This window comes from Agromyces ramosus, assembly GCF_030817175.1.
Classification (GTDB): Bacteria; Actinomycetota; Actinomycetes; order Actinomycetales; family Microbacteriaceae; genus Agromyces; species Agromyces ramosus_A.
The window spans coordinates 2190620-2212826 of record NZ_JAUSYY010000001.1 but is presented as its reverse complement, the minus strand read 5'-3'; the positions used below and the strand labels follow the sequence as shown (position 1 = coordinate 2212826).

Sequence of the window (22207 nt, the reverse complement as noted above, 5' to 3'; positions counted from 1 at the left end):
AGGCGCGGAGTCTGCAAAGAGCGACCGCAGGGTGCGCAGTCGGCGGAGCGAACTACGATGAACGGCCAGGCAGGACGAGAACCCCACAAGAATGGCGCGGCCGCGCCGCTCCACTGGATGCAATCGCGCCGGCACGTGCCGGCGTCCGCAGGGGTGTTAGATCAGGCTTGTCGGTCCTCGTCGAGGCCGGACGTCAGCACGAGTGCTGCGAGCTCGGCGTCAAGATCCCGGATTGCCGGTGCAGTGATCGCGGGAAGGAACGCGTTCAGCGCCGCCATCCCGGTGGGTGCGTCGGGGTAGCTGCCGAGGGAGATCAGCCGTGTCTGCCGGTCGGCAGTTCGGAGCTCGAGCAACGGGTAGAACTCGCGCGGGATGGCACCGTTCAGGCGGTGCCGACGTACGAGGTTGTGGCTGAGCATGCCGCGCACGCTGGTGACTTGGTCCAAGTTGATCCACTCGTCGCGGTCTGACGGGAGCGGTTCACCGTCTCCGTTCATGTCGGTGACCGCGATCCTGATGAAGCGCGCCATTTCCTCTGCCCCCGCTCTCGTGGTGAATACGGTCTGACACTGGTGCAGCGCTGGACGCGACGGGCAGTTCCAAACCGCGAATGTGGAGAGTTCGCCAGTTTCGGGGTGTGTGAGGGGATCGCCCCTCACCGGCCGGGGCCTCGCGGGCCCCGGCCGGTTCGCCTACAGGAAGTCGGGGAGCAAATCGGGCTTGGGGAACTTGCCGCTGTGGGCGTCGAGCACGTCCCGTGCGATCGCGAGCGCACGGTCGAGGGTCATCCCGGCGGGGCGGATCGAGTTGCGGTGTTCGGCGCGACGGCGCACCGCGCGGACGTCACGGTTCACCCGCGCCTCCCAGAACTCGTCCGGGTTCCGGACCGGCCCGTACTCGGGGCGGAGCACGGCCCACCGGTTGTATGGGGTGTGGGAGGCATGGCGGGCGAGCACTTTCTCGGGGGCGGCCGCGACGCGGCGGGCCCACGCGAGTGCGTTCTCGTTGTTGCGGGCGATGCGCTGCTCGGTGCGGTGCTCGGCACCGATCCGCACCGGCGGCATCTGCGGCCTGGTTTGCGGGTCGATGTAGTCACGGCGGTGCGCGAGGAAGTGCGCGTGCGCCGCCGCGCGGGCATCGCGTTCGCGAGCTTCACGTTCATTTCGGGTCTGTTGCCGGGGCTTGCTCCATACGAGCATCTCCCGCATTGCCATCAGCAGCCGGGGCTCGAGCATCGCCTCGCGGGCGACCCGCTTGAACTGGCCGAGCGCCACCATGCGACGCATCCGCAGGAAGAACGCGGCCGCCTCGGCGCGGTTCGTCTCGGTAACGGATGCCGCGTCCGTCGTGGGCCGGATCGTGGTCTGCACCATCTCGGTGCCTCCTCCCGCCAACCGTTTGTTTGGCCTGGCTGGCGAGAGAAATCGATTGTGAGCGGGAGCCGGCGGACCGCCCGGTCGGGAGCGGTTGCTAAGCGGAGCCGCGAAGCGGCGCAGTCTGCAAATAGCGGACGGCCGGGTCGGAGCGGGCGGAGCGAACTACGATGAACGGCCAGACAGGGCGAACTACCAAGAAGGCAGCGCCGCGAAGCGGCACCACGATGCTGTTCCCCGCCGCGACCGCGGCGGGCGGCGCCTGACGGAGCAGGCGCGACTGAAGAGCGTTGAAATTGGAGCCGCGATGCGGCACTGCCCTGGTGGTTTGTTTGGCCATTCCGGCTGGCGATCGTAGCTCGTGACCGCGGTTTCGTTCCCAGATTGCCGGACGCGCCCGGAGGGCTTATTTCGCCCGACAATCAGGGCACTGCACCTTGTCCCTTCGCAATCGATCTCTCTTGCCGGAAGGCAAACAAAATGATCGATCCGAGAGGACATTCACTGCCGTGACCTGGACCGCCCCACGTACCGCTCCCACCACCATCCGCACTAACGAAGAGATCCGCGCGCGGGTCGCACTGGTCTGCGCCGGGCTCTCCGGCGACCCAGTCGTAGGCGCAGCCATCCGCCGCCTGGGCGGCGCCGCTGAGATGCTAGATCACGCGCAGTCAGGCACCGACGTCGACGCGGTCGGCCCGTTTGGGCCCATCGCCTCCCAGGCGCACGGCTCTCGGGTGGACGGCGTGATCGCGACGACCGACCGGTTGGGCTTGACCCTGATCTCCCCGGAACACGAAAGCTGGCCGCGGGGGCTGGACGCGCTCGGGGACGCAGCGCCGCTGCTGCTCTGGGTCCGAGGCGCGGAGACAGTCCTCGCGGAGGAGGCTGCCGCCATCGTCGGCCCTTGTCACCCGTCTCGCGAAACGCGGCAGGCGACACTCGAGTTCGCAACCTCGATGGCCGACCGTGGTTGGGTGGTAGCTTCTGGGGTCGCACCCGGCGTTGAGGAGCTCGCGCTAAGGGCTGCGACCGTGATGCGGGGCGCTACCATCGCCATCGCGCCGGCCGGTCTTGGCCGCCATACTGTTCGTAGGGTCACTCCTTCAGTGACTGTGAGTGCTGAACCGCCAACGGCGGGAAGGACGGCGCGGAGCACCCGTCGTGCACGCTTGGTTCTGGCGGCGATCGCAACCTGCATGATCGTCATCGAGGGGATCCAGTACGACAACGCGCCAAGATGAGCTGAACTGATCCCGACGGCCCGCACCGCGATGAGCAGGGCGAAGGGCGAGCCCGCCCGATGGTGGTGAGCTCAGGCGATATTCGGTCGATGTCGGACTCCGGGCTCGTCGGTGTTCTCGACCCCCGCATGCTGAAGGTCGGCCCGTTCGCGTACCCTGACGCGACCCGCAACCTCTACCTTTCCGCGCTCCGCCGGTTCGATCGGCGGTTCTCGCAGCTGGACAAGGCGACCGTGTTCCTCAGGGAGCGGCGACCGGCGAGGTAGTCAGCAGTGCTGCGAAGACGGGTCCACGGCGAGATCCTGTTCCAGCGACGCTATCGAAGCATCAGTGCGTCGATATCCATTCCTGGTAGTGCCCGCACGGTTCCGCCGAACTCTCCCCATCGGTGAAGAACCAGTCTCCGTCGAGATCGTCCCAAGGTACAGCGGCAAAGAAGACGGTCATAGCGTCACTGCTGTTTTGGATGTTGACATTGACGTCCTCCCCTTCCACTGGCGTTCGATGCGAAGCGGAAGTAACAGCGGTCATCCCCGGGAGCTCGTCTCCCACGCGGAAAACCAACCCGGGCTCAATCAACTCCGATCCCTGAAGCTCGCTAAGGGTCACCCATTCGCCGTCGGTCTCCGAGTTTCGTGCACCAACGTAGATACGGCTCGCTTCGATGCCTTCGCACACTGCGACCTCGAGATCAGTCCCGTCGTGCCGTATTGCGACGGCCATTGGCGGTTCAAGTCGAATCGGTCCGCAGCCAGACATCAGGACTCCGACAGAGATCACGACAGCTCCGAGCGCTACACCGCGCCCGCCGTTCACCCGCATGGATAATTCCCGTCCTCGAAGCCGGCACCTGCCTCGAACACGTTGCTGCATTGTTTCCCTCCGGCCAGCCACATATTACCGAAGTACAGAATCGCGAACACGTCGTTGCCCATTGCCGCGTACTGCACCGAGTGGGCCTGTTCATGCCGCATCAGCGGTGCGTCCCGGATCGCTTCGGAGGCATGAACCGGGGTGATGAATACCTCACCGAACGCCGTGCCGCCACCGCCGTATCCCCAGGCAGCGCCGCCGCAAACGTTCAAACCGTTGGGCGCCATCTGGCATTTCGCGCCTGACATCGCGGCGATGCCCATCCCGACCGTGCTGGCTGGGATGTTTCGGATCACTCGCACATCCGCCCCCATCTTCCGCGCCACTTGTTGTGCCCTCTCCGCGATCACCAGCGAGGCTACAAGCGCCGCAGCTGCGACTCTTCTAGCCATGACAGCAGTGTTGTAAGCAGAGATCGACGTGATCGATCCCCGGGAACATGCACCGCAGTCCTGTCGCTGGCCCGTGAGGTCGAAGCCGTTAACAGGGTCGGCAGGGTAGTCGTAGTTGTTGGTAACACCGCCTTCGACAGGGTCCACTTCAAGGAATCGACCGAGGGCGGGTACGTACTGGCGGGCGCCCATCTCGATGGTGTGGATCGAGCCTGCGTGCTCGGTCAGCTTCCGATGGGTGCCGAGCCAGCCCCAGTCTGCGCCGTCAGACACCGTGTCGGGGAGCGCATCGTCTGCGGTCAAGGTGCCGATCTGCGCGGTGACCGGGTCCACCGGCTGACCGAACGGGTCGTAGTGGTACACGCCCTGGCTTCGAGCTCCCGCGGCATCGGCGATCACGGTCACGTCACCGTGGATGTTCGGATACGACCACGACGCCGTCTCACCGGACTTGGTCACCGTGGCTCCGCCCGGCAGGCCGAGCACCTTCTGCAGCAGACTGTTTTGTCCGTCGAGGATCATTGCGGCGGCTTCGCCGCCGCCCGTGAATCCATACCGGACGACCGAGGGGTTCTGCCCAGTCGGCGTCTCCGTGCGCTGGATGATCCGGCCGGTGACATCTCGCAGATACTCCACCACGGTGCCGTCGGTGAGTGTCGTCTTCAGGTGCTGGTCGGACACGTCGTAGGAGAGGGTCTGGTCGGCGAGGGTTGCGGTGTTCCCGTGCAGGTCGTAGACGAGCCGGGATGCCGGGATTGCCGATGCGACGGGGGACAAGCCTGGGCCTGGCGGGGTGCCGGTGACCGTGGTCGAGGTGAGCCGGTCGGCGCGGTCGTAGCAGTACGACGTGGACACTGGGGTGCCACCATCTGGGAGGTCGACCGAGCTCGTGCGGTTCCCATTCAACCCCGCACCGGTGTTCGTTCCGCACCCGCCAGTGGAGGCGAATTCGTAGGTGAGTGTATGCCCCGGGATCACCGCCTGCGTGAGCCGGCTCGCGGCGTCGAACTTGTAGGCCGAGTTCAACGGTTGCGCGGAGCTGTCGGTGAGGGTGTTAGCGATGATCCGGCCCGACTGCGAACGAACCACCGCATCCGTGACTGAGGCCTGCGCGTTCGGGAACAACCAGGTCATTCCCATCAATGCGCCGGCAGGGTTGCGTTGCAGCTCGGCCAGTGCGGAGCCGTTTGCGTAAGCAACCCCGGTGAGCTGACCTTGGCTGTAGGACGGATCGGCTACGAGGGCATCGTCGACCGTGACGGTCTCGACCTGCCCGTCCACGTTGTACGTCAAGGCCGTTGTCGATGCCGTGCCACCGGGCGGGGTCACCGTTGTTGTGGTGGCCTGGCCGAGGAGGTTGTATTCCGAGCTCGATACGGTGCCCCATACGTCGGTGTAACTGACGACCCGGCCGAGCAGGTCAGTCACAGTGGTGATCGTCCCTGCTGGGTCCTTCGCCGCCGAGATTAGTGGGTTGCCTCCGACCGTGAAGTCGAAGTCGGCTGTGCGCTTCGGACTGCCGCCGTTGGCGGGGTCGCCGTAGGCGGGGTACTCCACCTTGCTGGTGCGGCCGCGCGCGTCGAACGTCGTGCAGGTCCATGCGGCGTCGCCGGTGCGCTTGGCGCCGACCTGCCGGCCCATGAGGTCGTAGATCGCCTGGGTGACCACTCGTCCACCGTTGGCGCCTGCGGGCGGGGTCGCCTTCTGCAGGGCACCGAATTGGGCTGTCGACTCGGGCACGCCACAGAGTGTCGCGTCCACATCCGTGACCTCGGGATCGCTCGACCACGCGTCAGCGATCGTCTGCGTGTCGCCGTAGTAGGCGTAGACGGTGCCGCTGTCAGCGACAGTGGCTCCGGCCGCGACGCCCGCAGGGAGCATCCGTGAGGTTCGCCGGTTGTAGGTGTCGCTGTAGGTGGTAACCGTGCGCAGGTTCAATCCCTGCGGGTCGACGGTGGACTGGGAGGCAAGCCCCAGCCACGGCTCAGCGCCATATGACGTCGAGGTCCGGAGGGAGGGCGCGCTCGCCTGAGCATGTGTGCCAGCTGGCACGGAATCATCCGTGGTCGTTGAAGTGGCGAGGTCGTAAGCCGGTTTCAGAGCACTGCCTGGCACCGGAGTGAACGTCGTTTCGCCAGGCTTCTTCCACAGGAATGTAATTGCGGACGGCCCGGTGAGCTGGAAATACTCCACCCGGACACGGGAGACCTGCCCGTCAGTCTTCACATCGACTTCCCCTGGAGGTGATGGAGCCCATGTTCCCCCCCGCCAGAAGTCGACGGTCCGGTTGTCATCGATGAAGACCTGGGATCCATCGTCTGAGTACGTCTTGAACTCATACTTGCCAGCTGCGGGGAAAGTAATCGTGCCTGCGAACCGTGCAGACCAGTTCGTCGCCGGGATGCCTGTCAAAGGTGCGGTTCCGGCCCAGTCCTTGGTGATCTGACCCTCGTTGCCGGCCAGCACAGCTGGGATTCCGAGCGTGATCGCCTTCGGAAGGCCGGACAGATGAGCGTTGTCGTACCAGGTCGCGTTCAAGCCGACCAAGCCCTCGTCATACGCCGTGCTCGAGTGAGCTGGCGTGATCGGACAGGTTGGGATGGGGCGCCGGTCGGAGCCGAAACAGGCGCTCGGTGCGGGGCCGTACTCGTCAGTTGATCGGTCGGACTGGTCGTAGATCGTGGTCGATGTCCGGCTGAGTGGGTCAGTGCGGGAGAGCACTTGGTCTTTGGCATTCCACACGGTCATCGCGGTCAGGCCGGACGGTGAGGAGCCGGATGTTGCCCGCCACGCAGAGTCCCATGTCACCTTTCGGATGTGTCCGATGGTCGCGTCCTGCCCCGCGGCCTTCACGGTCGTCGCACCCTGCTCGTAGACGTACTCGTGCAATGGCTGCGCCGCGGGATCGAGACCGTCGGGAGCAGCAAGGGTGACCTTGGTGGCGCGGCCCTGCGCGTCGTACTGGATCGTAGTGCGGTTTGTTTCGGCGGGAACTCGTGCCGAGTCGGCCCGGAGCCAATCGGTCTGAAGGGCGTCATGTACGCCTGTCAGGCGTCGGGCATTGTCGTAGGCAAACCCGACTTCGTCTCCACCGGGGTCCTGGATTCCGATCAGCCGCTTGTCAGCGTCATAGAACAGGCGGGTCGTGTCGGTGGTGCCAGGCTGGTGGCCCGGGTACACGATTCGGCACAACATGCCGACTGGGGCTTCGACGCTGCCGCTGACGGCTGGGCATGCTTTGGACGATCCTCCGGTGTCAGCTGTCGTCAGCGGGGCGGCGACATCGTCACCGCCGTAGTAGAACTGCACCTCCCGAGGCGCAGTTGACGTCGCAAGACGATCAAACACACGCTTCACCAGACCCGCCGCGGTGTACTCCACTCCCGGCGCAGCTGGCTTCTTCACGTCGACCGGGCTGACAACCTGATCGATCAGTCCGTCGGCACGGAACACGTTCACCACTCCAGCGCCGTCCGTGAACGTGACCCGCCCGTCGCCACCGATCGCCATGACGCCGGACTCACCAGCGGGGGGCTTGTATCCGCCGGCCGGAATCTTCGTGAACGAATGGGTTCCGCCCATCGCATCGGTCAGGGTAATCGATCCCTCTTCGACCCGAGCCTTCGTGTAGGTGCCGAGGTCGCCGGCGAGGATCGTCGAGGACGCCCACCCGTCGGGCAGTATCTCCTGCGACTTGGTGAACCACGACGCGGGCACGATGAACGGGGTACCGTTCGCGCCGAGCTTCGCCCACAGCTGCACCGTGGCGGCGCCGGCATCCTCCATGAATTCGAACTTGAACTTCGTCGGCGAGGCGGGCAGTTGCTTCGTTGATGCTGCCCACTGCACCAGGCCGTTGCCCGACGGCATCCACTTATCGATCAGCTTCGTATCGCCCACGGTCAGCACGACTCCGTCGTCATGCAGCGTGCCGAACGTGTAGTCGCCAGCCTGGTCCGGGGTGATGAATCCGCTCCAACGAGCGAGGAATTTGTCTACGGGCACGCCCGGGCCGGGCGATTCGGCCGCCCAGTTGAATGAGATCTGTGTGTCCGTGCGCGCAAGCACCCGCTTAGCATCGGCGATGTTCCACGACTGTGGCTGTCCGGGTTTCGGGGTTGCGTCGAAGTACTCGCCCTTCAGCCCCTTGTTCGAGTCGGCCTGAGAGTTGTAACTGAACGACACGCCCATCGGCCCGCCCACCGTGGAAACGGTGGGCGATGCGAAGCTCAGGCTTACGTTGCCCGATGCGAGGTTCACCGATACCGGTCCCGCAGCATCCGTCGGCGACACACTCGTCGCGCCGAGACGTTTGTTCACCGTGAACTTCGCCACCCACGGCGGGGATGATTCCACCCCGTAGCCCTCGTCTCGGGTCAGCACCGTCCACGAATACGTGGTGCCGTCCTGCAACGACCCCGAGGGCACCTGCCACGACGGCGACGCGAGCCAGCCCGAGTTCAGCACTCCACCGGTCCTCGTGTCCGAGCCAGTCGCGACCCGGAACCAATACTTCAACGTGCGGTTGTTTGGATTCGCGGGTGCGGTCGCCTGCAGCAACGGCTCGGTCGACACGACCACACCACGATCCGGCGGCGACAAGGTAGCCACATCCACCGTCGGAATGGTCGCGGTGGTGAAGCTCCACACGGCGGAGCCTCGCTCGGTGGAAGTCCCCCACGTCCCGTTGTGGTTGTCGCGCACCCACGCTTTCCAGTAGTAGGTCCGGCCGGGCAGGAGCTTGGTCTGCGGCACCTGGACCGTGTCCGATCCTTGGTACCCCGTCTCCCACAGCGTGTTGACATCGGGGTTCGGGTTCTCACTGACCTTGAACCAGTGGTATCCCGTCGTCCCTGCGGGGAACGTGTAGCCCGCGACCTTCAAGGTCGGCGTCAGTGATGCGTTCGCTGACCCGTTCGGCGGCGACGGAGCGGCGAGCGTGCCGGGCGTCGGGTACTCCTTCCACCACGTATACGTCTGGAACGCCTTGTAGACCTTGTACGTGTAAGCGGGCCGGCCCTCGTCACCCGTGAAAGTCAGCCACGTCCTCGTAGACCCGCCCCGCACCCAGTTCGCGACAGCTTGGGTCAACGTGCTGTTGTAGACACTGGCGCTGCCGTCTGCGTAGGTGATTGGGCCGAGATAGGTGCCGAGGCTGTCGTACTGGAAATTGTTTGACATGAAGAGCAGGCCGGGCACGGTGTTGGCCGTCCCCTCCGTTCGCGCGCTCATCACGATCTGCGTATCGATGACCTGCTTGCCTGCGATACCCGGCCAGTCCGCGAGCGCCATCGTGCGCCAGATCCCGCTCTCGTTCGTGTTGCCCACCTGGATGCCGTAGTTGTGGTTGTACTGGCCGTTGGACTTATACGAGTGGAATTCGCTCGCGCCGCCCCAAACCTCGGGATCCACCGATACTGGGTAGATCCGCGCCGGATCGTTCAGCCAATTCCTGTCCGCGGTCAACGTGAGCAGCCACTCGTCGCCATCGCGTTCAACTGTCGCGGTGACGTCTCCTACCGCGTTCGCATGGTCTCCTTCGCTGCCAGCGGAGTCCCACATCGTGGGACGCGGCATCACCAGCTTCGGGGTGCCCTTCGAATCCTCGAAGAGCACCTCGCCCGTCTTCTCGTCGACTCGCAGGTTGAGGCCGTCAGTGGCGATCCGCCACTGCCATTCCGACCTGCCGTCGCGGCCGGGCTTCGAAGCCAGCACGAACAGCTCCTTCACGCTGCCGGCCTCGACCTCGTACACGAGATCGGTGTCCGGCATCACGTCGGGATACTCCAACCGGTGCTTGGTCGAAGACCACGGTGAGAGATCTCGCTGCATCAGGGAAGATGACGCGCCGACGAGCGAGAAGGACAGCTCGTGCTTGCCTTCCGTCAACGTGAGCAGTCGTGCCTCGTTCGCGTTCTCGGCGAACACTGGCTGCAACGGGTGCTGGGTGACCTCGGCACCGCCGCGCCCGAGCGTCGCGAACGGCCCACGCCCTCGCAGCTCGGTGGAGACGGGCTTCCACTCCCCCTCGACGCGCACGTTCAGAGGGGTGTTCGAGGACTCGGTGACACGGGTCCCATCCGGCCCCTTGTAGGTCTGCCAGTACTCTTCCCGGTCGACCACCTCTGCGCCGTCCTTCTTGAAGTCCTTCAACGACTTCATCGCCGGTTCGGACGGCTCCGACTCCACCGGTGCAGGCGCTTCGGTAGGAATTGGCGCCTCAGCCGGCGGGTTGCTGAAATCTGCTTCCACCGGCTTCTCACCCAGCGGTTCGACAACCTCCTCCGACTCCTCCGGGAGAAGGGGCGCGATATCGGCCGGCGTATCAGAGGCAGAAGTTTCCTCCGCATAGGCGGGCTGGATGACCGCGCCCACAAGTACCAGTGACAGTAGGACAGCCAAGAAGGCATCGACGACTCGACGCACGCTCATGTGAACAGGGCGCGACGACGCGGCAAAACGGGGCACGGAACTCCTCGGTAGGGCGGGGGTGAGCCCAACCGTGAGACGGCAGTGTGCTCGTAGAGCGAATGTACCCAGCCGGAAGGCAGAGCGGCTTCGCTACGCCTGGTTTCCATACCCCCAATTCGGGGGGCTTTCGGTCACAGATTGATCACGAGAGGAATCGCTTTGGTTTCGTCGCCTTACGGCACGTCAGCTACACGAGCGGACGAGAGTCACAAGGCACCTTGGATACGAGCCGAAGCATTCTGGCCAGGCGACCTGCGGATAGCACGCTTCACGCCTATCCCGCCTTCATGCACGGGGGAGCGAAAGCGTGCTCTCTGTACCGCCGAGTTCCAATGAGTCATGGTGGTCCAGCGAACGTCAGCTGTGGTCATGGGATCCGGCGCCCGCGTCTCGCTCCCGCACTAGCCCGAAGGTTGCCGAGCCTTTCGCCCTTGCGGCACCCGCTAGCGCCCGGTGAGCTCAACCTCGCTCGGTAGTCGGCCTGATAGCGAGCGCCTCAAGCCCAGGCGGGCCTGGGCTCGTGGAGTCCGGGAGCAACTGCGGCCAGAGTCGATCGTCCGTCGCTGGGCGATCTACGTTGGCTGCGGCAGCGCTCGGAACGCCGCGATTGCGCCACCTTGGACGAGCCAGAATGCTCCGTCGGCAGCTTCACGGACATCCTGAGGCGGCACCACGAACGTATGTTGGGCTCTGGCGGAGCCCAGCCGGTCGCCTGCAGCCTGTCCTGACGCTTCCATGCGCATCATCGTTCCGGCGTACTGGACGATTTCTTCGGGATCCTTCGAACGTCCGAAGATGAGCGCCGCCCCGCTGGTTAGGGCACGACGACGGCGGATGTCGTCGTTTGAGAGGCCGGCGGGGCTTTGGGTGGCGAGCACGAGGCCAACACCGGCGGAGCGAGCTGTCTCGAACAGGCTGCCTGCGGTGTCCCCGGGGTCCTGTGCCCCGGTGACGAGCTGGGGAAACTCGTCGACGATGACCAGGACCGGTGACTTGTCCCCCGCCTCGAGCCTCGCGGAGAGAAAGTTCCGCAAGTCCAGCAACAGGAGATCGCCGAGTCGCGCCTGAGCGTCGTCGACAGGGGAAACTGGGACCACGGTGAGGTCTGCCGGGGGTGCCGCGTAGGACCAGCCGTCTTCTGCGATCCATCGTTCGAGCGGCCGGAGCGCGACCGCGAGGCTCTGGAGCGCCCGACTTCCGGCGGTGGCACCGTTGCGGTCGACGGTCTGGTTCACGAGCGTGAGGTCGAACTGGTCACGAACGTGCGGGCCTGGGTTCATGAGCCGATCACGGAGGTCAGCGGCGGACCGGATCGGTGCCGCAGTTTGCACGGCTTGGAGCACACCACGGATCTCGTCGAGGTAGTGCTGGTTCGCACCGTCGGGAACGGGCATGAGTCGCATCAGCTTCGCGGTGACCTGCTCCGCCGGCCCTGAGAACAGGTTCCACTGGCCGCCGATCGTCGCGGTGCGGCCAGCGGCGTGGGCCAGGGCGACCATGGATCGGGCGTCGGCCGGGTCGCCCTTCGCGTCGATCACGAACACCGGCCAGCCGTACTCGAGCGCGCAGAGCACGAGGCCGTTGATCAGCACGGTCTTGCCGCTGCCGGACTCCGCAATGATCAACGCCCTAGCCGCAGATGAACTGCCCGGCATGAGGAGGTAGCGTCCGGTCGGGTCGACCCAGTCGCGGACCTGTCGGGCGTCGTGGAACCGGTCAGCCACGCTCCGGACGGTGGAGCGGGTCACGAACCCGAACGCCTCTTGCCCGTCAACGGTGTGCGGCACGGTCACCGCACCCTCGCGAACGCCGGTGATTCGACCCGTCTGCGGGTCAAGGCGGATCCCGATCCGGTCCGCGGTCGCCGCGTCCGCGGCGCGCTTGCGGGCCACTTCGATCCGTTCCTGCCGGAGCACGTCCTCGATCCGGCGCGCTCGGACCCGCTCCGCAATCTGGCGACGGCGAATGGACCAGGTCAGGGGCAGCAGGAGCGCCCCGGCGAGCAGGTTCACCATCGTCCATGGCCCGAACGTTGGTGCAAGCTGTCCCACCCAGTCGCCGGCAAAGAACTGCTCCGCACCGCCCGATGCGACCCACTCCCCCAAGAGCACCGCCTCGGTGGCGAGGAGCAGCGTGACCGCGATCGCGCCAATCGTGTTCACGATCCAGTGACCCCGCCGCACCTTCCAGAACAATGCCTTCGTCGCGATCCCGTCCCCCGCCACCCGCGCGACTAGGACGGGCACGAGCAGGGGCAGGGCAACTAACCCCGCGACGGCGAGCAGGCATGCGCCGAGGATCGCTTCGATCGCGTCGCTCAGCCCATCCGACTCTGGAGCGGCCGCGGTGCTCTGCTCGAGGCTCATCCGACCCGCTCCCACAGCTCCGGCGTCACCGTCGGGTTACCTGTCACCGGTGCCGGTGCGTCGTCCCACAGCCCAGAGTCGTCGCCAACCCATTTGCCCCGGGCGTCCAGCACCGGGAGGGTCACCAGCCGGTCCCGTTCGGTGCGGAAGATGAACCGGTCCGCCTCGCGGGCGACGACCCGCGCCGCGTCGGCGGTGCACAGGTACACCACCCGGGTCACCCCGGTCGTTGTCATCCGGGTCGCATGGTTCGTGTGGATCGCCTTATACCGGTGCAGCGTCTTCGGGGTCAGCTCCACCTCCACGAGCTCGATCCGCTCCCCCCGCACTGCGACCCCATCGACCTGGTGGTCCTGGGTCGACGCGGGTCGCCGATCCCGGTACCACGCGTACCCGCGGGCCAGGTACCGGGCCGACGCGGCCGCGACCGCGACCTCGTGGCGCGCGGTCTGACGGTACAGGTTCGGCGCGGACCGGCCGATCGCCTGGTGCGTCGCCCACACCACCTGCCCGTCCTGGAAGTTCGGCCGCGCCCGATCCACCAAGCCGACGCCCGCCAACCGGGCAACCCACTGCTGCGCCTTCCGACGGCTCACCGGCGACCCCGAAATGATCCCCCGCAAGCCCCGACAAAGCCCACCGAATCGCTTCCACGTCCGCCATCCGGACCACGCCCAACCACTCGAGCATCGCCTCATCACGACTCGTCAACTGCACCATCAGCCCCACTCCACCCCTCTACCCACGCGCCCAACGCCCTGCTCACGACCGCCGCCGCACCCATGGTTTGTCTCTTGTTGTTGTTCTTTCCCTGTCCTGCTGCCCCTGCTTTACTTCCCAACCTCCCTCAGGAACTCCGAAGGATGAGTGCGGGAGGTTGGGAAGCGCGCGAAGCGCGGCAGGGGCAGCAGGACAGGGAAAGAACCGGGTGAACCGTTCGTTCACCTATTCGCGCCGGGTGAACACCCAAGCGCACGCCCATACAACCGGCAGTGTCACCCCCAAACGGGGGTAACACGCCGGGAGAACGGCACACGAGGATGTCTCGATCCTCGATGGCGGCGTCAAGGCCGGCAATGTGACTATGCATCGACGGTCGCCCTGTCTACGAGCACGCCATCGAGGCGCGCTCGTTCAACCCAGCGCTGGGCGGTGGTGGGTGCAACCCCGGCGGTGCGTGCCGCGCTCCGCACAGTGGCGCCCGTACCGACTAGCTCGAGCACCTCGACTCGCTTCGCGGTTCGATCCTCGAACTCGCCGACCCCATGCTCAGGTGGTGTGCTCGAAGTGACCGCACCGGACGCCGCTTGAACGGGAGTCTTAGTCGGAGTGTCCTTCCCCCTAATAGTCGAACCCGGACGATCGATCGCACCCGGCCGCCGGGGGCCGCGTGCCGACCGGTCATCGCGCCGGTACACCGTGGCGGCGGCGAGGTGGGTTGTCAGCAGCAACGCGATCGCCGGAACCGCGTTCACGATCACGGCCGGCGCCTGCCCAAGAATCATCGTGCTCGGGTCGGCGATCGCGACGGCAGCTGCATTGCCGGCGACCGTGAGCGCGCTGAACAGGGCGAACGTGAACCACGGCAGCGCCCGCAGGAATTCTGATGGAGCCGGTACCAGGAGGGCGATCAGCATCGCCGCCAACGCGGGAAGGTCGACCACGATGGGAAACACGATCGCCCGGTCCGGTGGCATGCCGCCAACGTGCAACGCCAAGTCGTGCAGTGCACCCCAGGACATGAAGATCGCGAGCGCACCCGCGGCGGCGATGAGCCATCCCAGAAAGATCCGGAGTGGCCGCGACGCCGAACGAAGTTGCGATGGGCCAGTCTCATTCTTGGCCGACCGCCGGGGTTCTCGACTCATTTGACGCTCCAATTGTCCGCGGTTCGCGCGCGTACTGATTCATTAGTGTTCATTCCTGTTCTCTTCCTTCTTCTAAGGGGTACGACCACCGTCCCCCTGGCAGGTACGGAGACTGACCCTCTAAGGGGTACGGCGAGCGACCCCCTGAGGGGTACGGCCAGCGTCCCCCTGGCCCCGACCATGGAACGGCAACACCACCGCGTTATCCACAGCCCTCCGACCACCCACCGGTCGCGCGCTTGCCACGAGCAGCTCGTACTCCGCAGGCAGGCCACGCCCGCCAGTGCGGACGCGCACAATCGCGCCCTTGCCGGTCAATTCCGAGATCGCGCGCTTCACCGCCTGTCGGGCCGCCGGCGACGCATTGTCCGGCGCCATGTACCCAAGCGCGATCGCCGCCATCTCCCGGCCGCCGAAGTACCGCCGCGGGAGGCGCCCATCTGGCGCCTCCCCATCCCAGCACTCGAGCGCCATATGTAGAAGCAAGCGGGTCGCCGCATTGCCCAGCTGAAGTCGGGCCGCCAGGATCACTGCACCCTTCGCGGCATACAGGCCCATGGCAAACAACCCCCTGATGGTCGGACGACGCCAGGCTTACGCGAACGACTCCACGCCCGTTCGCGTGCGTGCCGTGGACTCGACCCACTCGACCACCTCCTGTCGCTTGTACAGCACTGTCCGCTTCGTCGGCTTGTAGAACCGTGGCCCCTGACCCGTGTACCGCAGCTGTGCAAGCGCGCCCACGGACAGCCCGGTGATTTCGGACACCGCTTCCGGCTGAATGAACTCCTTATCCATCACGTTTCCCTTCGTAATGACAACTCGCTGATGTCGTCGTTGTCATATTCACGGTAGCAGGCTGCCTTCGACCTGACAACAGCGAAAGCGGTAACCTGTCGAAATGACGGACTACCGCGGGGAAGCCAGCATTGGGGCACGCATCCGCGCCGCCCGTCGCGACCGCGGCTACCGAACAACCCGTGAACTGGCGGAGACCCTGACGGGCACGAAGATCACTGAATCAGTCCTCGAGAACATCGAGTCAGGACGCAAAGCCGACCTGACCCTCGGCCAATTCCTCAGCATCGCGTACGCCCTTCGAGTGCCTCCGAGCTACTTGCTCGCTCCCCTCGTCCGACCCTCGGCGCACCTCGACCTGCAGAACATCACCGACGACCTTCAGGGCCTGAGCGCCGCCGAATTCGACGCCTGGTTTTCCGGAGCCTCAACCGGAGCGCACCGGCCCTCATCGACCGCGGAACGAAATGATCGGGAGAATCTCGACGCGTATCGAGAGCTCTTCTCGCTGCTCCGGGAGATCGACCGGTTGAACGTTGTCGCGGCTCTCGAAGGAAGCGAGCGCGACAGCCGGGACGCCAACGGGGATAGCCCCGCGCTTACCCGAATCCGTGCGCTGCAAGCACGTGCCAATGAGCTCTCCCAGCTCCTCAGGACCTCGGGCTTCGAAACAAATGCTTGAAGCGTGCCTCGACCTTGGTTAAGGTCTGCGATTCAGGCGCTCTCCCCGCTGCCAAATTGTCGGCGCCAAGCCCCGTAGCACAAAGTTCGTTCACCGTCGGGCCTGTCGCATCGCATCGAATTCGTCCTTGACGGGACACTGGACGAGCCCTCACCAACCCCGAGCATCCGTGCGCGGGAGTTACTCCGCAATGAAGATCGTCCGCGTCATGCGTTTCCGCACACACCCTGGCGTGCAACAAGAGATCCAATGCGATGCTGCACACTTTGCCGATAAGTCCACCGCCCCGACCTCGACCCGAACCGCCTTTTTCGACAGATCAACGATGCAGAGGCCTGAGGTCGTCTCGACGATCAGTAGTGCCTAAGGATGTACGCCCAGGCCGAGTCGAACGGCTCGCCGGTGACAGGAAGCTTGTACCTCCGGAACAGCTGCCGAAGCTGTCGGCGGATCTCCTTCTTCGAGGCGTCCTTGGAAGTCCAGTTGGGGTGGACCGCGTGTCGGACCAGGGCATCTACCTCGGCAACTACTTCGCTCACGAGCACGGTCATCCCGACGGGCTTGTGCTCCTCAAAAATGCGCGTAAGCATTCCAACGTTTGGGTCGGGAAGGTCTGCGAGGACACCGTAGCCGTCCTCCCCCTCCGCGTCCGTGAGATCGGTCGCGACTCCGAAGAGTGTGGTGAGGAAGTCGATCGAGTCTTCGGCTGTCGCGATTACCCGCTGGCGGAGTTGCTCAAGACGTTCTGCGATCGACGAGTACCGTGCGGTTCCGTCGGCGTCGCTTTCCAGCCGCCGCCGGATTCGCTCGGTCAAGGAGTCGAGAATCTCCTGCGCGGACTGCCCGTCATACTCCATCGGGACGGGCGGCAATTGGCCTGACTCCGACATCCTGCGGATAGTCTCGGCGTCCGCGATGACGACGGCGATGTTGCGATCATCGACGCGGACGTTGCGCATGTGCGCGTGGACAAGCTCGCGCGTCTTCGGGCCGAGACGTTCCCACAACAGATCGCTGTCGTCGGTCTCGGTGGGGATAGCGGCATAGACCTGCGCGTACCAGCGGTAGTCGTCAGTCCAGTCGTCAAGGGCGGCGTCCGGGAAGATCGTCTCCCACAGGCCTTGCGCGAGCTGGAACTCGGTACGGAACTCCTGCCGGTCCTCGGTGTCCGCCGGAACCCGTTCGAGCGCGGCTTGCAGCGAGCCCATGGAGTCGTCCCGAGCGACGCCGACGAACCGGCGACGCATCTCCTTCAGTGCCTGCTCGAGCGTGCCGACCAGGCCTTCCGTGTCGATCTGTCGCTGCGCGTGCTCTGGGCTCGACGGGGCGATTGCGCGGGCGAACCCGTCCCCGAGCCCGATGTAGTCGACGATCGTGCCGTATGCCTTCATGAACCCGGTGTCTCGGTTCCGCCACGGACGATTCGTGCGCGTAATCGTCTGGAACAGCGTGTGCAGCTTCATCGGCTTGTCGAGGTACAGTACGCCTTCGATTGGGGCGTTGAAGCCGGTCCCGAGCTTCGCGGTGACGACGAGGAACTTCAGCGAATCGGCGGCGTCGCGGAACCGGTCCAGAACTGCCTCTTCTTCACCTTCGGAGAGCTTGTACGGTTCGAAATCCGCCTTGCCCGTCGCCGAGATCACTACCGCCACTTCGTCGTCTCGGCCGGCGGCAGCCAGCGCGCCGCGGAGCGCGGCGTCGTACAGGATGCAGAGCTCCTGGTCTGCGACGACAACTTGTGCCTTCATGCCGAGCGGGTCGATTGACCTGTAGAAGTGATCGACGATGTCAGCCGCGACCGCAGCGATCCGGTCCGGGTTATGGAAGATTGCACGGGCATTCGCGACGCGTCGGGAAAACGCCTCCTTCTGACCGTCGGAGAGTCCATCCTCGTCGGCGAGGGCGTCGAACGCGTCGTCGAGGTCCTCCTTCGCGATGTCGAACTGCACCGGCCTCGGGATCACCCGCATCGGCACCGTCGTGCCGTCTGCGATGGACCGGTCGGAGTCGTATGTGCCCAGCGCCCAGCGGTGGTCCCTCTCGTCACCGAACAGTTGGTACGTGTTCCGGTCGAGGTCCGCGATCGGTGTACCGGTGAACCCGTACAGGTGCGCGTTGGGGAGGGCGGCCCGCATGTCGGCGCCCAAGGAACCTTCCTGCGTGCGGTGGGCTTCGTCGACGAGCAAGACGATATTGTTCCGGTCAGTCAGAACGCCTGCGCCAGCGAATTTGTGCACCGTTGTGGCGATGATCCCGCGCTCGTCGTTGCGCAACGCGGCCTGAAGTGACACGAGAGAGGTTGACTTTACCGGCGCCGGTACACCGGCTGACGCGAACTGCGCGAACGTCTGTGTCACCAACTGAGTGCGGTCGGCCACGGCCACGATCGTCGGGTTATGCATCCGCGGGTCGAAGTACAGCCGGGTCGCGACCCACGACATCGTCAACGTCTTTCCAGACCCCTGCGTGTGATAGATCAGCCCTCGCGTCCCCGTCTCGCTGGTGGCCCTGGCGACGATCTTCTCAACCGCCTCGTACTGGAAGTATCGGGGCAGCAGCTTGATCATGCGCACCGCGCCGTCGTCGTTCTGCTGGTCGAACATCGCGTAGTGCTCGATCAGGTTCACGATCACTGTGGGCTTCAGTAGCCCAGTCACCGACATGACCACCCGGTCCCAACCGGAGACGGTGGCGGGCACCTCGCTGGAGCCCCACCGTTCCCAGTGATCCAGCGGCGTCCGCACGCCCGCGTACCGGAAGTCCTTCCCCTCGGTCGCGAACGACAGCAGGTTCGGGGTGAAGAACGCCGGCTGATTTGCCTCGTAGGCGGTGTGGATGTCCTTCGCGCCGTGCATCCACGACACCGACGTCGACACCGGCGTCTTCGTCTCTCCGACGACCACGGGAATCCCGTTCACGAACAGGACGACGTCGAACCGAGCACCCTGATAGGTGACCTCATCCGAAACGATCAGCGTGTTGGCGGCCGCGTCCGTGAAGTCGATCACCAGGTACGGCTCGTCGTGGTTTGTGTCCGGCATCAGCACTGTACCGCCGCCGCGCAGCAGGCGCGTGAACGCCTGGTTCGCGGCCATCAGCCCCTCTGACGCTGCGGACACCGCGACCCGCCGCAGATCGGCGAGAACCGCATCGGTCCGGCCGACCAGAGCAGGGTTGAGGCGCTCGATCGCCGCCCGAAGGTCCGACTCGATGAACACCTGCTGTGTGGTCCGGGGCAGGTCTTTCCCGGGGATGTACGTCCAACCGGCATCGACCAGCAGTTGCACGAGCGCGGCCTGCACCGTGGCCTTCTCCGTGTACCCGACGCTCACGCGGCGACCTCCCCCAGGAGTTTGTCATAAGACGGCGGGATCTCGTGCTCACCCGACAGCAGCACCGTCAACAGGTTCGACCGGAGATCGCGGCGCAAAGCGGCGGCGGTGCGAGCAGCGACGGCGGCGTCGTCTAGCGAGCCCATCAGCGCGCCGATCTGGCGCTGAGCATCTACGCCCACTACTGGTACGGAAATACTCGCGAGGACACTCGATGAGAGGCGCGCAACCTTCGAGTCGGACGGGGCACGCTGACTACGAACCGCTGTTGACGCAAACAGCGCCGACGCGTACGCCGGATCCAAGCTGTGGCGATAAATGTATGCATCATCGTGAACTGCAACGTCATCTTCGCCGAGCCAGGCGACAGCCTTGCCAATGTCCTCAACGTTCTCGCCTGTGCCGGCGATCACAAGGTCGCCCGATCGCGCCAGTCGCGCCTTGGCGCGGAATGACTCAGGAAGAAACGAGATGGTTTCCGTAGCTGTGGCGCCGTAGCTTGTGTAGATCTGTCCGTAGTGAATGCAACCGAGCCCATCAGGCACATAATCCTTCTTGGTGAAGCGTTTCCCGCGCTCGAAAGTACCCAATTGACCGAGACTCACTCGTTCCCCGGAGTCGTGCGCGTTGATGAGAGAGTCGATTGCGTCCCTTCGCAGGGCGGCACACGAACGTGCTTCCTCTTCAGCAGTCTTGGTGGCGTGGTCGACGGCGGAGATGAGGTCCACGATCCGGTGCTGCTCGTGAAGCGGAGGGAGCGCGATCGAGATATCTCGGAACACGCTCCATGGCAAGCTCCGCCGACGGTTGATCGACCCGCGAGCGTTGTCGGAGTACGTCGCCATCATTTTGGCCGACCGCAGTAGGAGCTCACCGTACATCGCATCGTCGCGCTCCGAGACCCAGCGCATCACTGTATACATAGGGCTCACCACTCCCGCTACGCCGGTGGAGTTTCGCGCGATCGAACCTTCGTCAATATGGATCGTCGAGTAGACCCACGCGTCATTCGGCAAGACTTTGTAGTCGTGAAGCTTTGACGAGGCCACTCGCTTCTCGAAGAACTCATCCGCTGGCATGACCCCGTCGTGCTTCGAGATGGAGAAGACGGTCGGCTCCGCGTCGTGGTCGCCGAGACGCTCGTTGCTGGGCTCGAACAGCTCTCCGAGAGTTACCTGCTGCCATCCGTCACGCATCGAAGCCCGCCTCCTTCAGTCGCAGGTCGAGAGCGGCACGGGCGGTGTCCATGCGTTCCTGCGCTTCACGGAGCGCAGCGAGTGCGGCGTCGACGTCGGCTTCCGCCTTGGTTTCGGTCTGGATATAGCGGCCAATGTTGAGGTCGTAGCCGTTGCCGGTTATCTCGTCCTTCGGGACGAGGCGCACGTTGATACGGTCGTCATCGTCGGGGTCCACTCCCCTCTCGTATGCGCCGGCGATCGCCTTGACGTCGTCGTCGTCGAGGCTGTTCTGGTTGCGGCCGGGTTTGAAACGGGCTCGTGCGTCCACGACCAGAACCTGGCCCTCACGCGCCTGTGGCTTGGTAGCCCGGAAGATGAGCAGGCAGACGGGGATGCTGGTGGAATAGAACAGGTTGTTCGGAAGTCCGATCACTGCCTCGAGCAGCTCGTTCTCGATGGCGTACTGGCGCATTTCGGCTTCGCGGCCGCCTCGAAACAGCACACCGTGGGGCATGACAACACCGACGCGGCCTGTGCCCTCCTTCATGGTGGAGAGCATGTGCTGGATCCACGCCCAGTCGGCGCTCTTCGCCGGTGGGACGATCCCGCCGAGTGCGCGCTTGTGCGGGTCTTTCGCCCAGGTCGCCGACGGCCAGTTCTCCAGAGAGAACGGCGGGTTGGCGATGACGATGTCGAACTTCCGGAGTCGGCCCTGCTCATCGAGCAGCTTCGGCTCCCGGAATGTGTCGCCGCGCTTGATTTCGAAGTCCTCCACCCCGTGTAAGTACAGGTTCATTCGCGCGATCCCGGCGGTGGTGAGGTTCTGCTCCTGCCCGTACAGCAGCAGTGACTCGGCGCTGCCGCCAGCGGCCTTTACCTCCTCAACAGTCTCGACGAGCATCCCTGCGGAGCCGCAGGCGGGGTCGCAGATCGAGTCGCCGGGCTCCGGGCGGAGAATCCTGACCAGCAGGTGGACGACGTGGCGGGGCGTGTAAAACTCCCCGGCCTTCCTGCCGCTGGCCTCGGCGAACTCTCGGAGAAGGTATTCGTACGCAGAGCCGAGCATGTCCCCGGACACGTGGGCGGGGTCGAGGGTGAGCTTGTCAAACACACCCATGAGTGCGCGCAGCGCGGACTCGGGGATGCGTTCCGTGTTCGCCCAGTTGACGTCTCCGAAAACGCCTGCGAGCTTGCCCGGGTTCGCTTCCTGGATTGCGACAAGGGCCTTGTTGAGGGCCGCTCCGGGGTTCTTTGTCACTTCGAACGTCGAGTCCCAGTGGGTGCCCTCGGGGATGAAGAACGTCTGGTAGTCCTCATCCTCGATCTCCTGCGACCAGTCCTCTTCGAGGTCCCTGACGGCCTGCTGGTGGTGGTAGTCGTAGACGTCGCTGATCCACTTGTAGAACAGCACCGGGAACACATAGGCCTTGAAGTCGCCCGGATCGACTGGACCACGCAGCGCGTTCGCAGCACTCCAAAGGGCTTGCTCGAGCTCCCGCTGACTGAGGCGGCGCTGATCAGTGGGGGCAAGCGTCATCGGGGGTGCTCCTGGGTGCGGCTCGGTGCTCTAAACGGTCACGCAACACGCTACTGGGCTAAAGCAATGGGCAGTCTCGAAGTGAACGCACTT

Annotated in this window: 14 protein-coding genes; 3 read left to right on the top strand and 11 right to left on the bottom strand. The window is 65.0% G+C overall.

Going from position 1 to position 22207, the window contains the following annotated elements; genetic code table 11:
• Positions 1-161 precede the first annotated feature (161 nt).
• Both QFZ26_RS10345 and QFZ26_RS10340 read right to left on the bottom strand, forming a co-directional pair.
• On the bottom strand, positions 162-446 hold the full coding sequence (locus QFZ26_RS10345) for a hypothetical protein (RefSeq protein ID WP_307041788.1): 285 nt from the start codon (positions 444-446) through the stop codon (positions 162-164).
• A 246-nt stretch (positions 447-692) separates the two neighbouring features.
• Positions 693-1373 (bottom strand): hypothetical protein, encoded by a 681-nt coding sequence (locus QFZ26_RS10340; protein ID WP_307041786.1) that lies wholly within the window; start codon positions 1371-1373, stop codon positions 693-695.
• 509 nt (positions 1374-1882) lie between these two features.
• On the opposite strand from QFZ26_RS10340, the gene QFZ26_RS10335 reads away from it, so the two are divergent.
• Entirely contained in the window at positions 1883-2617 is a 735-nt protein-coding gene (locus QFZ26_RS10335) for a DNA-processing protein DprA (protein ID WP_307041784.1), read from the top strand.
• 89 nt (positions 2618-2706) lie between these two features.
• Positions 2707-2883 (top strand): hypothetical protein, encoded by a 177-nt coding sequence (locus QFZ26_RS10330; protein ID WP_307041782.1) that lies wholly within the window; start codon positions 2707-2709, stop codon positions 2881-2883.
• Between the two features lie 61 nt (positions 2884-2944).
• On the opposite strand, the gene QFZ26_RS10325 is transcribed toward QFZ26_RS10330, so the two are convergent.
• From QFZ26_RS10325 to QFZ26_RS10300, 6 genes are all read right to left on the bottom strand, one after another.
• On the bottom strand, positions 2945-3439 hold the full coding sequence (locus QFZ26_RS10325; protein ID WP_307041780.1) for a hypothetical protein: 495 nt from the start codon (positions 3437-3439) through the stop codon (positions 2945-2947).
• Positions 3430-10314, bottom strand: coding sequence for a PA14 domain-containing protein (locus tag QFZ26_RS10320; RefSeq protein WP_307041778.1), 6885 nt, complete (start codon positions 10312-10314; stop codon positions 3430-3432). The genes QFZ26_RS10325 and QFZ26_RS10320 overlap by 10 nt, the downstream gene beginning before the upstream one ends.
• Positions 10315-10925: 611 nt before the next feature.
• Complete coding sequence (locus QFZ26_RS10315) at positions 10926-12719, bottom strand: hypothetical protein (protein ID WP_307041776.1); 1794 nt, start codon at positions 12717-12719, stop codon at positions 10926-10928.
• Positions 12716-13315: a hypothetical protein gene (locus QFZ26_RS10310; protein WP_307041774.1), complete on the bottom strand. Its 600-nt coding sequence runs from the start codon at positions 13313-13315 to the stop codon at positions 12716-12718. Before QFZ26_RS10310 ends, QFZ26_RS10315 begins: the two co-directional genes overlap by 4 nt.
• A 486-nt stretch (positions 13316-13801) precedes the next feature.
• On the bottom strand, positions 13802-14587 hold the full coding sequence (locus QFZ26_RS10305) for a DUF2637 domain-containing protein (protein ID WP_307041772.1): 786 nt from the start codon (positions 14585-14587) through the stop codon (positions 13802-13804).
• A gap of 594 nt (positions 14588-15181) precedes the next feature.
• Positions 15182-15385: a helix-turn-helix transcriptional regulator gene (locus QFZ26_RS10300; RefSeq protein ID WP_129519402.1), complete on the bottom strand. Its 204-nt coding sequence runs from the start codon at positions 15383-15385 to the stop codon at positions 15182-15184.
• Between the two features lie 103 nt (positions 15386-15488).
• Between QFZ26_RS10300 and QFZ26_RS10295 the strand changes: the two genes are divergently transcribed.
• Positions 15489-16067 carry a helix-turn-helix domain-containing protein gene (locus QFZ26_RS10295; RefSeq protein WP_307041769.1) on the top strand — a complete coding sequence of 193 codons (579 nt, stop codon included), beginning with the start codon at positions 15489-15491 and terminating at the stop codon, positions 16065-16067.
• Positions 16068-16420: 353 nt separating this feature from the next.
• On the opposite strand, the gene QFZ26_RS10290 is transcribed toward QFZ26_RS10295, so the two are convergent.
• Genes QFZ26_RS10290 through QFZ26_RS10280 form a run of 3 tightly spaced genes read right to left on the bottom strand, consistent with a single transcriptional unit; the run spans position 16421 to position 22114 of the window.
• On the bottom strand, positions 16421-19399 hold the full coding sequence (locus tag QFZ26_RS10290; protein ID WP_307041767.1) for a type I restriction endonuclease subunit R: 2979 nt from the start codon (positions 19397-19399) through the stop codon (positions 16421-16423).
• The gene (locus tag QFZ26_RS10285) at positions 19396-20595 is read right to left on the bottom strand and encodes a restriction endonuclease subunit S (RefSeq protein WP_307041765.1); all 1200 of its coding nucleotides are present in this window, start codon (positions 20593-20595) and stop codon (positions 19396-19398) included. Before QFZ26_RS10285 ends, QFZ26_RS10290 begins: the two co-directional genes overlap by 4 nt.
• Positions 20588-22114, bottom strand: coding sequence for a type I restriction-modification system subunit M (locus tag QFZ26_RS10280; protein ID WP_307041763.1), 1527 nt, complete (start codon positions 22112-22114; stop codon positions 20588-20590). The genes QFZ26_RS10285 and QFZ26_RS10280 overlap by 8 nt, the downstream gene beginning before the upstream one ends.
• Between the last annotated feature and the right edge of the window lie 93 nt (positions 22115-22207).

Coding starts and splice junctions, on each gene's coding strand:
- QFZ26_RS10325 (WP_307041780.1), bottom strand. CDS start 3,439: ATGCGGGTGAACGGCGGGCGCGGTGTAGCGCTCGGAGCTGTCGTGATC.
- QFZ26_RS10315 (WP_307041776.1), bottom strand. CDS start 12,719: ATGAGCCTCGAGCAGAGCACCGCGGCCGCTCCAGAGTCGGATGGGCTG.
- QFZ26_RS10295 (WP_307041769.1), top strand. CDS start 15,489: ATGACGGACTACCGCGGGGAAGCCAGCATTGGGGCACGCATCCGCGCC.
- QFZ26_RS10320 (WP_307041778.1), bottom strand. CDS start 10,314: ATGAGCGTGCGTCGAGTCGTCGATGCCTTCTTGGCTGTCCTACTGTCA.
- QFZ26_RS10285 (WP_307041765.1), bottom strand. CDS start 20,595: ATGCGTGACGGATGGCAGCAGGTAACTCTCGGAGAGCTGTTCGAGCCC.
- QFZ26_RS10330 (WP_307041782.1), top strand. CDS start 2,707: ATGTCGGACTCCGGGCTCGTCGGTGTTCTCGACCCCCGCATGCTGAAG.
- QFZ26_RS10340 (WP_307041786.1), bottom strand. CDS start 1,373: ATGGTGCAGACCACGATCCGGCCCACGACGGACGCGGCATCCGTTACC.
- QFZ26_RS10280 (WP_307041763.1), bottom strand. CDS start 22,114: ATGACGCTTGCCCCCACTGATCAGCGCCGCCTCAGTCAGCGGGAGCTC.
- QFZ26_RS10300 (WP_129519402.1), bottom strand. CDS start 15,385: ATGGATAAGGAGTTCATTCAGCCGGAAGCGGTGTCCGAAATCACCGGG.
- QFZ26_RS10305 (WP_307041772.1), bottom strand. CDS start 14,587: ATGAGTCGAGAACCCCGGCGGTCGGCCAAGAATGAGACTGGCCCATCG.